This window comes from [Leptolyngbya] sp. PCC 7376, from assembly GCF_000316605.1.
Lineage (GTDB): Bacteria > Cyanobacteriota > Cyanobacteriia > Cyanobacteriales > MRBY01 > MRBY01.
Genome location: NC_019683.1, coordinates 4,899,185 through 4,911,759, shown reverse-complemented (window position 1 = coordinate 4,911,759; position 12,575 = coordinate 4,899,185). Strand labels below are relative to the sequence as shown.

At 42.6% G+C, this 12,575-nt stretch carries 14 protein-coding genes; 10 read left to right on the top strand and 4 right to left on the bottom strand.

The features are described from left to right. Window positions 1-38: 38 nt before the first annotated feature. Entirely contained in the window at window positions 39-425 is a 387-nt protein-coding gene (locus LEPTO7376_RS21985; RefSeq protein WP_015136215.1) for a hypothetical protein, read from the bottom strand. A gap of 355 nt (window positions 426-780) precedes the next feature. Here LEPTO7376_RS21985 and fusA point away from each other — a divergent pair, with 355 nt between their 5' ends. Together fusA and LEPTO7376_RS21975 are read left to right on the top strand one after the other, a co-directional pair. Continuing rightward, window positions 781-2,871 carry an elongation factor G gene (gene fusA / locus LEPTO7376_RS21980; protein WP_015136214.1) on the top strand — a complete coding sequence of 697 codons (2,091 nt, stop codon included), beginning with the start codon at window positions 781-783 and terminating at the stop codon, window positions 2,869-2,871. A 123-nt stretch (window positions 2,872-2,994) separates the two neighbouring features. Continuing rightward, a complete protein-coding gene (locus tag LEPTO7376_RS21975) occupies window positions 2,995-3,600 on the top strand; it encodes a glutathione S-transferase family protein (RefSeq protein ID WP_015136213.1) in 606 nt (201 codons plus the stop codon). Between the two features lie 56 nt (window positions 3,601-3,656). Here LEPTO7376_RS21975 and LEPTO7376_RS21970 read toward each other — a convergent pair whose 3' ends face one another. From LEPTO7376_RS21970 to LEPTO7376_RS21960, 3 genes are all read right to left on the bottom strand, one after another. Next, entirely contained in the window at window positions 3,657-3,869 is a 213-nt protein-coding gene (locus tag LEPTO7376_RS21970; protein WP_015136212.1) for a hypothetical protein, read from the bottom strand. Between the two features lie 228 nt (window positions 3,870-4,097). After that, window positions 4,098-4,475 (bottom strand): hypothetical protein, encoded by a 378-nt coding sequence (locus LEPTO7376_RS21965; RefSeq protein ID WP_015136211.1) that lies wholly within the window; start codon window positions 4,473-4,475, stop codon window positions 4,098-4,100. Between the two features lie 182 nt (window positions 4,476-4,657). After that, window positions 4,658-5,638 (bottom strand): aldo/keto reductase, encoded by a 981-nt coding sequence (locus tag LEPTO7376_RS21960; protein WP_015136210.1) that lies wholly within the window; start codon window positions 5,636-5,638, stop codon window positions 4,658-4,660. A gap of 323 nt (window positions 5,639-5,961) precedes the next feature. Between LEPTO7376_RS21960 and LEPTO7376_RS21955 the strand changes: the two genes are divergently transcribed. From LEPTO7376_RS21955 to LEPTO7376_RS21920, 8 genes are all read left to right on the top strand, one after another. After that, window positions 5,962-6,513: an ATP synthase subunit I gene (locus tag LEPTO7376_RS21955; RefSeq protein ID WP_015136209.1), complete on the top strand. Its 552-nt coding sequence runs from the start codon at window positions 5,962-5,964 to the stop codon at window positions 6,511-6,513. Between the two features lie 58 nt (window positions 6,514-6,571). After that, on the top strand, window positions 6,572-7,306 hold the full coding sequence (gene atpB, locus LEPTO7376_RS21950; RefSeq protein WP_216700267.1) for a F0F1 ATP synthase subunit A: 735 nt from the start codon (window positions 6,572-6,574) through the stop codon (window positions 7,304-7,306). Window positions 7,307-7,497: 191 nt separating this feature from the next. Continuing rightward, a complete protein-coding gene (gene atpE / locus LEPTO7376_RS21945; protein WP_015136207.1) occupies window positions 7,498-7,743 on the top strand; it encodes an ATP synthase F0 subunit C in 246 nt (81 codons plus the stop codon). Between the two features lie 158 nt (window positions 7,744-7,901). Continuing rightward, window positions 7,902-8,387, top strand: coding sequence for a F0F1 ATP synthase subunit B' (locus LEPTO7376_RS21940; RefSeq protein WP_015136206.1), 486 nt, complete (start codon window positions 7,902-7,904; stop codon window positions 8,385-8,387). Between the two features lie 140 nt (window positions 8,388-8,527). Beyond that, complete coding sequence (locus LEPTO7376_RS21935; protein WP_015136205.1) at window positions 8,528-9,055, top strand: F0F1 ATP synthase subunit B; 528 nt, start codon at window positions 8,528-8,530, stop codon at window positions 9,053-9,055. Then, on the top strand, window positions 9,052-9,609 hold the full coding sequence (gene atpH, locus LEPTO7376_RS21930; RefSeq protein WP_015136204.1) for an ATP synthase F1 subunit delta: 558 nt from the start codon (window positions 9,052-9,054) through the stop codon (window positions 9,607-9,609). Before LEPTO7376_RS21935 ends, atpH begins: the two co-directional genes overlap by 4 nt. A gap of 103 nt (window positions 9,610-9,712) precedes the next feature. After that, window positions 9,713-11,230 (top strand): F0F1 ATP synthase subunit alpha, encoded by a 1,518-nt coding sequence (gene atpA, locus LEPTO7376_RS21925; protein WP_015136203.1) that lies wholly within the window; start codon window positions 9,713-9,715, stop codon window positions 11,228-11,230. A gap of 72 nt (window positions 11,231-11,302) precedes the next feature. Further along, on the top strand, window positions 11,303-12,247 hold the full coding sequence (locus LEPTO7376_RS21920) for a F0F1 ATP synthase subunit gamma (RefSeq protein WP_015136202.1): 945 nt from the start codon (window positions 11,303-11,305) through the stop codon (window positions 12,245-12,247). Window positions 12,248-12,575 lie beyond the last annotated feature (328 nt).

The following is a 12,575-nucleotide window of genomic DNA, read 5'->3' as shown; positions in this document are numbered from 1 at the left end:
GATTTAGATCCCCTTAAAAACAAAATTGACGGTATCGCCTAGAGTAGCTTGTCAAAAGGACTCTTAAATTCTTGGATATAGCCACAATAAATACAGCGATGATGTTTTCCTTCGATGCGTTGGAGCGGGCGATCACATTCCGGACAACCCTCAGCTTTCGGTTTTGTTGCGGGCTGTTGACGCGCTTTAACTATGGCTAACTTTGCTTGGAGATCACTTTCTTGAAGATCCGTTGTCTCCTCCAACAACTCCCAAACAGAGCGACTTAGACAGTACAATTCCTCGTACTTTTCAGAGAGTTTATCGAACTTTTCTTGTAACCCTTCCGGCTCATCCCGCCCTGCCGTACTGCGGCGCACTTGCTTCTCATCACCGAGTTGCTGGGCGATCGCATAGACATCTATTTCGCTGGGATTCTCAGACATAACCTTCTAAAAATTAGACGATCATCATTACCTCAACCAACTATCACTATTTATAATCACCACAAGATAATTTACAATCTGTAATGTTGCCATAGTGGCTGGTAAGGATTTTAATATTCTTTGCTGATGCCAAAGATACAAGTTTCGCTTGAATTCTTCCGCGGCTTATACAAAACAAATGAGTGACACTTATAATACAAGAAAGTGTTTTAACTGATACACTCACCTTCCTCGACCTGAAGATTTGCTCTAAAACAGCTTGAGGAACGTTCAGATGTACATTAATTCAACCCAAACTTAGTGATCACCCTAGTAAATCTTAGTACTTTAAATTTTATAGAGCGAACATAAACCTATGAAAGACCTGACCAAATATCGTAATATCGGTATCTTCGCTCACGTCGATGCGGGTAAAACAACCACCACCGAACGTATCCTGAAGTTAACCGGAAAAATCCACAAGATTGGTGAAGTTCACGAAGGAGCGGCAACTACCGACTTCATGGACCAAGAACAAGAGCGCGGAATTACAATTCAGTCCGCAGCAACAAGCTGTTTTTGGAAAGAGCACCAACTCAACATTATCGATACTCCCGGTCACGTTGATTTCACCATTGAAGTTTATCGTTCTCTCAAAGTATTAGATGGCGGTGTCGGTGTATTTTGTGGTTCCGGTGGTGTAGAGCCCCAGTCCGAAACAAACTGGCGCTATGCTAACGAATCCAAAGTTGCACGAATTATTTATGTCAACAAACTCGACCGTCTAGGCGCAGATTTCTACAAGGTTGTAGGCCAAGTAGACAAGATTCTTGATGCGCGTCCTCTCGTCATGGTTCTGCCTATCGGAACAGAGGAAGAATTTGTTGGTGTTGTTGACCTCCTCACTGAGAAAGCGTGGATCTGGGATGATTCGATGGATCCCATGAACTACGAAATCAAAGATGTCCCCGAAGACATGGCTGAGAAAGTTGCTGAATACCGTGAAATGCTTATTGAGACAGCGGTTGAGCAGAATGATGACCTCATGGAAAAATACCTCGAAGGTGAGGAAGTTTCTATTGATGAGCTCAAAGAATGTATCCGTAAAGGTACTCGCAACCTAGATTTCTTTCCCACTTACTGTGGTTCTTCCTTTAAAAATAAGGGTGTACAGCTCGTTCTTGACGCAGTTGTCGATTATCTCCCTAACCCTAAGGAGGTTAATCCTCAGCCAGAGACTGACGAAGAAGGAAATCCCACTGGTAATTATGCCTTGGTTGATCCCGAGCAGCCTTTCCGCGCATTGGCATTCAAGATCATGGATGACCGTTTCGGTGCATTGACCTTTACTCGTATCTACTCCGGTACGCTTAATAAAGGTGACACCATCCTCAATACTGCGACAGGTAAAACTGAGCGTATTGGCCGCATGGTAGAAATGCACGCTGATTCTCGTGAAGAGATTGACACTGCGCAAGCTGGTGACATCATCGCGATTGTGGGTATGAAGAATGTCCAAACGGGTCACACGCTTTGTGATAAGGACAATCCCGCAACCCTCGAGGCAATGGTCTTCCCTGACCCTGTAATCTCTATCGCGATCACCCCCAAGAACAAAGGTGGTAACGAGAAGATGGGTGTTGCTCTCGGTAAGATGATGAAAGAAGATCCTTCTTTCCAAGTTGAAACCGACTCTGAGAGTGGTGAAACGATTATCAAGGGTATGGGTGAGCTTCACCTCGATATTAAGGTTGACATCCTTAAGCGTACCTATGGCGTTGAAGTTGAAGTAGGAAAGCCTCAGGTTGCTTATCGTGAGTCTATTACTAAGCTGCTTAATGACAGCTATACCCACAAGAAACAGTCTGGTGGTTCTGGTCAGTTTGGTAAGATTGACTATACAATCGAGCCCGGTGAAGCTGGTACTGGCTTCCAGTTCGAGTCTAAGGTTACTGGTGGTAATGTGCCTCGTGAATTCTGGCCTGCGGTTCAGAAAGGTTTCGAGCAGTCCATCGAGAAAGGTGTGCTTGCTGGGTTCCCTTGTGTTGACCTTAAGGTTACGCTCACAGATGGTGGCTTCCACCCTGTAGACTCTTCGGCGATCGCCTTTGAGATTGCAGCAAGAAGTGGTTACCGTCAATCTTTACCTAAAGCTGGCCCTCAAATTCTTGAGCCCATCATGAAGGTAGACGTCTTTACTCCCGATGATTACGTTGGTGATGTAATTGGTGACCTTAACCGTCGTCGTGGCATGATCCAAGGTCAAGATGCTGCTTCCACTGGTGCGCGCATCAAGGCTGAAGTTCCTCTTAGTGAGATGTTCGGTTACATTGGTGATCTGCGTACAATGACTTCTGGTCGCGGTCAGTTCTCCATGGAGTTCGACCATTATGCTCCTTGTCCGAAGAACGTTGCTGAAGACGTTATTAAGGAAGCAAAAGAGCGTGCTGAGGCAAAGTCTAAGTAAGTAATGCTTTCAACTTCATAACGTTATTGTTATGAACTAAATAAATTTTCAAAAAGCCGACTGGTACAAGACCAGTCGGCTTTTTCTTTGGTAAGAATGAGATATCTAAGAAGAGGAAAGAAAATGTACAAACTCTATGATTTTTTGCCGTCGGGAAATAGTTATAAAGTACGTTTGTTACTTAACCAACTAGAAATTCCGTATGAACGTATTGACGTCAATATTTTAAATAGAGAAACCAGAACTGAGGAATTTTTAAAGATAAATTCTAATGGCCGTATTCCTGTTTTGGAAATTGAAAATGGCCAGCATTTAGCAGAGTCTAATGCAATTTTGTTTTATTTGAGCCAAGGAACAAAGTTCTTGCCACAGGGATCATGGATGCAGGCTAAAGTGTTGCAGTGGCTATTTTTTGAACAGTATAGCCATGAGCCAAATATTGCAACTTCTCGCTACTGGATTTCGATTTTAAAACAACCAGAAAAGTATCAAAATAATTTAGCTAAAAAGCAAAAGGAAGGCTATCAAGCTTTAGATGTAATAGAGAGTCATTTAGCCCAATATCAATTCTTTGTGGATGAAAAATATTCTATTGCTGATATTGCTTTATATGCCTATACTCACGTTGCTCATGAAGGCAATTTTGACTTGAGTGATTATCCTTTTGTTAGAGCATGGTTGGAACGAGTTGCTAGGCAACCAAATCATTTGAAAATTACTGATGCCTGAAATTGTGGCGATCGCCTAACTTTTTTATCGTCTGAATAATCTTGATTTTCTTGAAATTAATCATCAGGATACGCTGCATCATAAGCATCCATTTCATCGTCTGAAACAAGATGTTTCAGAGCATCAAGACGAGAGTTTAAGAGGAGCTGAGCAACTGTTGCTGCATCGCCTTCTTTGATTTCAGCATTAGCGAGACCATCAAAGAGTTGATGATAGAAATTGTTTAGTTCGTGGTGGAGTCGAAAACGAATTTCAGAGGTATCGCGCATGGAACAGTCTTCTTGCTAGATGGTCACCTTCTCTAGATAACATGATCTAAGGAAAGGAGCTCCAAAAAGATACATATTGTCTAATTTTTTCAATTAAGTAATCTGAAAGCTTTGGTTGGCGATCGCCATGATGACAGATATAAAAAAAGATGCCGAAGCATCATCGATTGAAAAATGTAATTAAATTGGCTAACTCAATAAAAAGATTTGATGATCTAGCAGTGGAAACTAAGTGGTTGAATAGATACGCTTTAGGTGTTTCCCTTGGCACCAATCCGTAAATCCATTCACGGTGAATGTGACATAATCGATGTCATAGGCAGTCCAATAATCTGTGACAACACCTTGTTTTTTCTCTGGATCGTCACGGCGCTGAACTGTTGAGCCGAGTGGAAAAATTTGAGCAATTTCATGATCCTTCCACTGCTTGATTTTGAGAATATGTTGCTGCTGCTCCTCACTAAGTAGACCCCATGCTTCAACTTTTAGGGCTTTAAAAGCTTCTGTTAACCGCTCAATTTCTGACCAAGTTTCCGCTTGAGCTAAGTATTCTGCCAACTGCTGCGCTGTATCTATTTCGAAGTCTGGAACTAATTCTGTACTCATTCTTTAAACACTAAATGTAGTGTTTGAAAACGCAACTTCCCTTCAAATATATACCAAATATAGAAGATCAGGGAAGGTAATCACAAATCGTAAATCTCCCCATTAGACCCGAAAATCCTCTCTATAGAAACCGTTTTCTCCAAAAAACGTCCCATATTGCCCAGATTTCGTGGCGATCGCCTCTAGCGAGATTGAAATGGATTTTGCACCATTGTCTTTGTGACCTGAGATGCTTCTTTGTCTAAAGCCTCGACTTCTGCCGCCGTAAGAGACCAACCCAGCGCCCCAGCATTTTCTTGCGCTTGAGCTAATGTTTTTGCACCTGGAATTGGCAATGTCCCCTTACAAATGCACCAATTTAGAGCCACTTGTGGTATCGATTTCCCATGCAGCGTTGCTAATTCCCCGAGACAACCCTGTAAACTCTTCATTTTCGGTAAAACTTGTTTGAAGACTCGTCGCCGTAATCCTTTAGGCAATGGGCGAGCAAGATTATATTTACCTGTCAATAATCCCAAAGCCAATGGACTATAAGCAATTAACTGAATCCCAAGCTCATCACAAACTTCTTTAACCGATAGTTCTGTCACAGGTGTTGTCGAGAGCAATGAGTATTGTACTTGCAGCGTTTTAATCGGAACCCCCCAATCCTGTAGCCAGCTATGAATTTTTCGAAGACGTTTGCCTCCAAAATTCGAGACGCCAACTCCCCTAACCTTTCCTGCTTCATAAAGCCCTGCAAGACCCTTTAATAGAGGCTTTTCCTGCCAGGGTGCGTAATTTGCTGTTGACCAATGGAGCTGCACCAAATCCACTGGGCGCTGTAAACGTTTAGACGAATCTTTATAGGCACGCTTCATTGAGTTTGACGTTAGTCGCCAGGGATAGGGAGCCAGCTTTGTTGCCAAAATAATGTCTTGTTGATGAGCACCTCTGTACTCCTGAGAAAATTGACCAAGTAAGCTCTCACTGCGACCGTTGAGGCGACCTGTACCGTAAGAATCTCCGGTATCAAAAAACGTGATTCCTTGGGATACGCAAAAATCAAAAATCTGCTGTAATTCAGCATCCATTTCAGGCGAATAGTCCCAGAGGAGACGGTTTCCCCAAGCCCACGTCCCACAGCCTAGAGTCGGTAAAGAAAGGGGATTGTTTGTGGTCATACTGTTTGGAAAATGAGTTTGGAAAAGGAGGAGTCTTTTGTAAAGCTTGTAGCGGTTTAACTGCTACGGCTGAAAATTTGCCAACACACTAACAGCGTCACACCAAAATACCCGGCGATCGCCACCCAATCCAGCATAGAAGACACCATCATCTAATTGCCCCTTACAACAAACATTTACTTAGTGGACTATTAAGCGTACCAAAACCGATGTTGCAATTACGATGGATTTTTTGGCAAACCCCCAAAGCCTTACCCTAAAAGTATTTTCAGACTCTATAACGGCACCTTTCAACTTTTTAACTTTTGTGACAATGCCATGATATGATTGCACGTGGTTTGTCTCGTTGCCCTTTGTTTTATTCGACAAAGAGCACAGTCAATCAACCTGATCAATCATATTGGTCTCCAATTTTACTAAATGTGAATTCATCTAATTCTCAGGAAAATCCGATTGATTCCGAACTCCCTGAAAAAACATCAGAGAATGCCGGAATCGAAAGCAAAACTAGATCGATGGATGAGTTTTATCAGCTCAAAACTTCGCTCTTATTAGTCACTCTAGGAATAACAGGAATTGCTTTCCTTATTACTTGGGTTGCCTTGTCCCTTCAAATAGCACTTAACTATTTATTTGGGGCCGCTGTCGGCTTAATTTACTTGAGAATGCTGGCTAAATACGTAGAAAAAATAAACGTTGCTCAACAGCAAATTGCATCAGGTCGCCTCGCCGTATTCGTCGGGATGATCGTTGTTGCTGCCCGCGTTGAACAACTCTCTATTTTACCTGTGTTCCTAGGATTCCTAACCTATAAAGTAGTCATCATTGGCTACGTTGGGCTACAGAGTCTAATGCCAGATTTAAAGGAAGAATAAAACCATTAATAGTAGTTAAATTCTTGCTAAAGAACTGGGGAAAGACCATCGCATGCAGATGTTCGATAGTTTAACAACACTTCAAAATTTCCCCCTTGCTGAACTAGAAATCGGCAAACACCTTTATTGGGAGTTCGGTGGATTACATGTCCATGGTCAAGTTTTTTTGACATCTTGGTTTGTTATTTCCATCTTACTTGTCGTTTCTGTTCTTGCGAGCAAAAGCGCCCAGCGTATTCCAAGCGGTGTCCAAAACCTCATGGAGTATGTCTTGGAATTTTTGCGTGATTTGACCAAAAATCAAATTGGGGAAAAAGAGTATCGTCCTTGGGTTCCCTACGTCGGTACTTTATTCTTATTTATCTTTGTGTCTAACTGGTCTGGAGCACTACTTCCTTGGAAGCTTATTGGACTTCCAGAAGGTGAACTCGCAGCACCAACAAATGACATCAACACAACAGTTGCCTTAGCACTGTTAACCTCCCTCGCATATTTTTATGCAGGCTTTAAGAAAAAAGGATTGGGTTACGTTGCAAGATATGTTCAGCCAACAATTATTTTGTTGCCTATCAATATTCTTGAAGACTTTACCAAGCCTCTCTCCCTAAGCTTCCGTCTCTTCGGTAATATTCTTGCTGATGAATTGGTAGTGGCGGTATTGGTTTTATTAGTGCCTTTATTTATTCCCGTTCCTGTTATGGCTTTAGGTCTATTTACTAGCGCTATTCAGGCTTTAGTCTTTGCCACTTTGGCTGCGGTCTATATCGGTGAAGCCCTAGAAGATCACCACTAAAGACATAGGTGTGAGATCTTGAGACTATATTTCAACCATTGTTGGTTTTGAAATGTAGTACTTAAAGTGTAAGTCAAGGCCAGAAATCATAAATAAATATGTTTTTCTGGGGACTTTTTCTGTTATTTTTTTCTTGGGAATTGTCAACCCAAACTTTTGTAAACTTTTAACTAAATTGGAAGAGAAAAAACATGGATTCTGTAGTTGCTGCTGCTTCTGTAATTGGTGCTGGTTTGGCTGTTGGCTTGGGTGCAATCGGACCCGGTGTTGGTCAAGGTACTGCCTCTGGACAGGCAGTGGCTGGTATTGCTCGTCAACCTGAAGCTGAAGGTAAAATTCGGGCAACATTACTTTTGACCCTTGCATTTATGGAATCTCTTACCATTTACGGTCTTGTTGTTGCTCTTATTCTTCTCTTTGCTAATCCTTTTGCATAAAGAACCTTAGTGAACTCTTCGGCTGTTCAACTGCTTTCGATATTTGTATCTCGACTGTCATGAACAGCCTAGAAGCACTCGGTTTCTCTGGTAAGGGGCGAATTGCTCTGAATACATAAACCAACTAACAGACCCAAATACGGTGGGGTCGGGTAATAATGACGCACTGGACACTTTTTTTAGCAACAGAAGCAGTTGAGAAAACCGCTGAAGGTGGTCTTTTTGATTTTGATGCGACGTTGCCTTTAATGGCACTTCAAATCATCGTTTTAACAATTGTTTTGAATAAGCTCTTTTACAAACCTATTGGTGAAGTAATTGACGAGCGTTCGGATTATATTCGAACAAATCTATTGGGAGCGAAAGAACGTCAAGATAAGGCAGAAAGTCTTGCTCTCCAGTATGAGCAGGAATTGCGTGATGTCCGTCGGGAAACTCAAGAAGTTGTAGCGATGGCTCAAGCAGAGGCTCAGAAAGTTGTAGCTAAAGAGATGAAACTTGCTCAAGAGCAAGCTTTAGCTGAACGAGAAAAGGTTGCCTTAGAAATTGAAGCTCAGCGTAAGTCTGCGTTTGAATCCTTAGAGCGAGATGTCGACGGACTGACTAGTCAGATTGTTGAAAAGCTCGTTGGAGCCGGATCATAACTTCGCTTCGAGTAAGTTCATATAATTTTCTTCGCTGCTGAGATGGAAACCTCGTGAAACTAAGTTTTTATTGAATGGTTATCCATCGAGTTTTAGATGTATACACCGTAAGCAAAATAACGCTGAGGTAGAGCGATATCATGGGATTCTTTTCCTATTTTGCCACCACATCAGAAGGTGGTTTTCATTTAAACTTCGACATTATCGAAGCGAATCTTATCAACCTTGGGATTATTCTTGCTCTTCTTTTCGTTTATGGGCGAAAATTTATTAGTGATCTTTTGGATGAGCGCAAGGCAAAAATTGTTGCTGATCTCGAAGATGCTGAAACCCGAATGAAGAATGCGAAAGCTGCTTTGACTAAGGCACAGAAAGATCTTGAGCAGGCTCAAAAGCAAGCTCAAGTGATCCGTGAAGAAGCCAAGGTTTCAGCTGAGAAGGCTAAGTCTAATGTTTTAGCTCAAGGTCGTGAAGAAATTGAGAAGCTAAAGGCTAATGCTGTCAAGGAGCTTGATAATGAGCAGGCAAAAGTAGTTGCTGATCTTAAACAGCGTATTGCACAGCTTGCTTTAGAAAGGGTTGAGAGTGAATTACGCGATCGCCTTGATGATGCTTCTCAGTCGAGACTCATTGATCGTAGTATTGCTCAGCTAGGAGGTAACTCATGAAAGGAAGTGCAATGAGTGCACAATTGGTTGAGCCTTATGCTGAGGCATTAATGTCTCTGGCTAAGGATACTGGCAAAGTTGATGACTTTGCAGACTACTCCCGTTCTTTCCTCACTGCATTTAAGGAATCGGAGGAATTCCGTTTCTTTATTGCTAATCCTTTGCTTGATGCTGAGGAACAAAAGGGTGTTTTAAAAAGCATCTGCGGTAAAGATATTGATGCTTATTTTTTGAATTTTCTATTTTTGTTGGTAGATCGTCGTCGCATTGCTTTTTCGGAAGCTCTCTTTGAGCGGTTTATCGCATTACAACGAGAATTAAAGAACATTGTTCTAGCTCAAATCACTTGTGCAACGGCCTTAAGCCGTGAACAAGAAGATGCGATCGCCGAGCAAGTTAAATCAATAACTGGTTCGAACAATATAGAACTGGAAATCACAACCGATACCAGCTTGATTGGTGGTGTGATTATTAAAGTTGGTTCTCAAGTATTCGACGCCAGCTTAAGAGGACAAATTCGACGTATTAGCATGGGTTTATTGGGTACAAACTAATATTCTCCATTGTTCCCTAGATAGGGCGATTCTATAAAACCCCTTGATTTAAAGTGTCTCTATAGACTGTCCCTCAAATTAACCGTTATATAGCAGTATAGACATGATTAATATTAGACCCGACGAAATTAGTAGTATTATTCGTCAACAAATTGAGTCTTATGACCAAAAGGTTCAAGTCGATAGTGTAGGAACCGTTCTTAAAGTCGGTGATGGCATCGCCCGTATCTACGGTCTTGAGCAAGCTATGTCAGGCGAACTTCTTGAGTTTGAAGATGGCACAGTTGGTATCGCCCTCAACCTTGAAGAAGACAACGTTGGTGCGGTATTGATGGGTGATGGCCGCGATATCCAAGAAGGTAGTAGCGTTAAAGCGACTGGCCGTATTGCAGAAATTCCTGTTGGTGATGCAACTGTTGGTCGTGTTGTTGATGCCCTTGCTCGTCCTATCGACGGTAAGGGTGACATCGCAGCAACTGATAACCGCCTCATCGAATTCATGGCGCCCGGTATTATTGACCGTCGCTCCGTTCACGAGCCAATGCAGACAGGTATTACCGCGATTGACGCGATGATTCCGGTTGGTCGTGGACAGCGTGAACTTATTATTGGTGACCGTCAAACTGGTAAGACTGCTGTTGCAGTTGACACTATCATTAACCAAGCTGACCAAGACGTTATCTGTGTATACGTTGCGGTTGGTCAAAAGGCTTCTACTGTTGCTCAAGTTGTTGCAACCCTCGAAGCGAAAGGTGCGCTTGACTACACTGTCATTGTTGCTGCAAATGCAAACGACCCTGCAACTCTCCAATATCTCGCGCCTTACACTGGTGCGGCGATCGCCGAGTATTTCATGTACAAAGGCAAAGCAACACTCGTTGTTTATGATGACTTGACGAAGCAAGCACAGGCTTACCGTCAAATGTCTCTCTTGCTCCGTCGTCCGCCTGGACGTGAAGCATACCCTGGTGATGTTTTCTACCTACACTCCCGTCTTCTTGAACGTGCTGCAAAGCTCAGCGATAAGCTCGGTGGCGGTAGCATGACGGCATTACCGATCATTGAAACCCAAGCGGGTGACGTATCGGCTTATATCCCGACAAACGTTATTTCGATTACTGACGGTCAAATCTTCTTGTCTTCTGACCTCTTTAACGCTGGTTTCCGTCCTGCAATTAATGCGGGTATCTCCGTATCCCGTGTAGGTTCTGCAGCACAAACCAAAGCAATGAAGAAGGTTGCGGGTAAGTTGAAGCTTGAATTGGCTCAATTTGCTGAACTTGAAGCATTTGCGCAGTTTGCATCTGATCTTGATGCCGCGACTCAGAATCAGTTGGCTCGTGGTCAGCGCCTTCGTCAGATTCTTAAGCAGCCTCAAAACTCTCCTCTCTCCGTTGCTGAGCAAGTTGCGATTGTATACGCAGGCTTGAATGGCTACCTTGATGAGATCCCTGTTGATCAGGTTGTTGAATTCACCACTGGCTTACGTCAATATTTGACGACTAGTAAAGCTAAGTATGGTGAAATCATTGCAGCTGAAGCGAAGCTAACTGATGAGGCAGAAACCCTCCTCAAGGATGCGATCACCGAGCAAAAGCAGGCTTTCTCTGTTTCTGTATAAATATCAATGAGTCATCTATCTCTGGGATAAATGGAGATGGATGACTTTGGGTCGAACTAAGGGATATTAACTATGCCAAACCTAAAAGGGATTCGTGATCGAATCCAATCGGTGAAAAACACCAAAAAAATTACCGAAGCAATGCGTCTGGTTGCGGCAGCGAAAGTTCGCCGGGCACAAGAGCAGGTAACCTCGACTCGTCCTTTTGCGAATACATTACTGCAAGTTTTGTATGGTCTGAAGAGCCGTTTGCGTTTAGAAGAAGCAGATTTGCCTCTTTTGAAACAGCGCGATGTCAAGTCTGTTGGTCTACTTGTAATTACAGGCGATCGCGGACTATGTGGTGGTTATAATGCCAACATTATCCGTAAAGCAGAACAGCGTGCCAAAGAGCTAGAAAAGCAAGGTATTAAATATACTTTTGTGCTCGTTGGTCGTAAGGCAACCCAGTATTTCCAAAATCGGAAGGCACCCATCAGCAAAACTTACGTTGGTCTAGAACAGATTCCTTCTGCTTCTGAAGCTTCGCAAGTTGCTGACGAACTACTTTCTCTGTTTTTGTCTGGCAGTGTCGACAAGATCGAGTTGATCTATACGCGATTTGTTTCGTTGATTAGTTCTCAACCCGTAATTCAGACTTTGTTACCGCTGATTCCAGAAGCTCTAACAGATGCTGATGATGAGACATTTAACCTGATTACCCGTGGTGGTAAGTTCCAAGTTGAACGCTCTAAGGTCGAAGCTGACCTGAAGGACTTGCCGAAAGACATGATCTTTGAGCAAGCTCCCCAAGATATTTTGAATGCACTCTTGCCTCTATATCTCAGCAATCAGTTACTGCGTGCTTTGCAAGAAGGTGCAGCTAGTGAATTAGCCGCACGAATGACTGCAATGAACAATGCTAGCGAGAATGCAAGTGAGTTGATGAAGGATTTGACCCGTTCTTATAACAAGGCGCGTCAAGCTGCCATTACCCAAGAACTTGCAGAGGTTGTAGCTGGTGCGAACGCTCTCTAAGTTAGAGACTGACATCAGAAATTAATCATATTTTTAGGAGTGGCTTCGGTCACTCTTTTTTATTTGACTGATATGTAGGAAATCGAAAAAATCACCATGGAAATGCGAGATAATCTGTCAGAATATTGAGTCTGAAATTTCAAAGAAGTATAGTGCATTAAGATTTTACGGATGCTTATTCAATTTGATCTTTGCATGGAAGAGCTATTGATAAATAAGAAATTAATAGCCATGTTTTGGCAGTTTTTTTGTCAATGATTGAGGTCTTTTGGATGAGATTTGATGCTCCTGTCGGAAGTTCACCTTGGCAAATCTCTCTGAAAAAGTC

Excerpts from the sequence above, each read along its gene's own strand:
- LEPTO7376_RS21960 (WP_015136210.1), bottom strand. The coding sequence starts at position 5,638 with ATGACCACAAACAATCCCCTTTCTTTACCGACTCTAGGCTGTGGGACG.
- LEPTO7376_RS21940 (WP_015136206.1), top strand. The coding sequence starts at position 7,902 with ATGACGCACTGGACACTTTTTTTAGCAACAGAAGCAGTTGAGAAAACC.
- fusA (WP_015136214.1), top strand. The coding sequence starts at position 781 with ATGAAAGACCTGACCAAATATCGTAATATCGGTATCTTCGCTCACGTC.
- LEPTO7376_RS21965 (WP_015136211.1), bottom strand. The coding sequence starts at position 4,475 with ATGAGTACAGAATTAGTTCCAGACTTCGAAATAGATACAGCGCAGCAG.
- LEPTO7376_RS21985 (WP_015136215.1), bottom strand. The coding sequence starts at position 425 with ATGTCTGAGAATCCCAGCGAAATAGATGTCTATGCGATCGCCCAGCAA.
- LEPTO7376_RS21975 (WP_015136213.1), top strand. The coding sequence starts at position 2,995 with ATGTACAAACTCTATGATTTTTTGCCGTCGGGAAATAGTTATAAAGTA.
- LEPTO7376_RS21955 (WP_015136209.1), top strand. The coding sequence starts at position 5,962 with ATGATTGCACGTGGTTTGTCTCGTTGCCCTTTGTTTTATTCGACAAAG.
- atpB (WP_216700267.1), top strand. The coding sequence starts at position 6,572 with ATGTTCGATAGTTTAACAACACTTCAAAATTTCCCCCTTGCTGAACTA.
- LEPTO7376_RS21920 (WP_015136202.1), top strand. The coding sequence starts at position 11,303 with ATGCCAAACCTAAAAGGGATTCGTGATCGAATCCAATCGGTGAAAAAC.
- atpH (WP_015136204.1), top strand. The coding sequence starts at position 9,052 with ATGAAAGGAAGTGCAATGAGTGCACAATTGGTTGAGCCTTATGCTGAG.
- atpA (WP_015136203.1), top strand. The coding sequence starts at position 9,713 with ATGATTAATATTAGACCCGACGAAATTAGTAGTATTATTCGTCAACAA.
- atpE (WP_015136207.1), top strand. The coding sequence starts at position 7,498 with ATGGATTCTGTAGTTGCTGCTGCTTCTGTAATTGGTGCTGGTTTGGCT.
- LEPTO7376_RS21935 (WP_015136205.1), top strand. The coding sequence starts at position 8,528 with ATGGGATTCTTTTCCTATTTTGCCACCACATCAGAAGGTGGTTTTCAT.
- LEPTO7376_RS21970 (WP_015136212.1), bottom strand. The coding sequence starts at position 3,869 with ATGCGCGATACCTCTGAAATTCGTTTTCGACTCCACCACGAACTAAAC.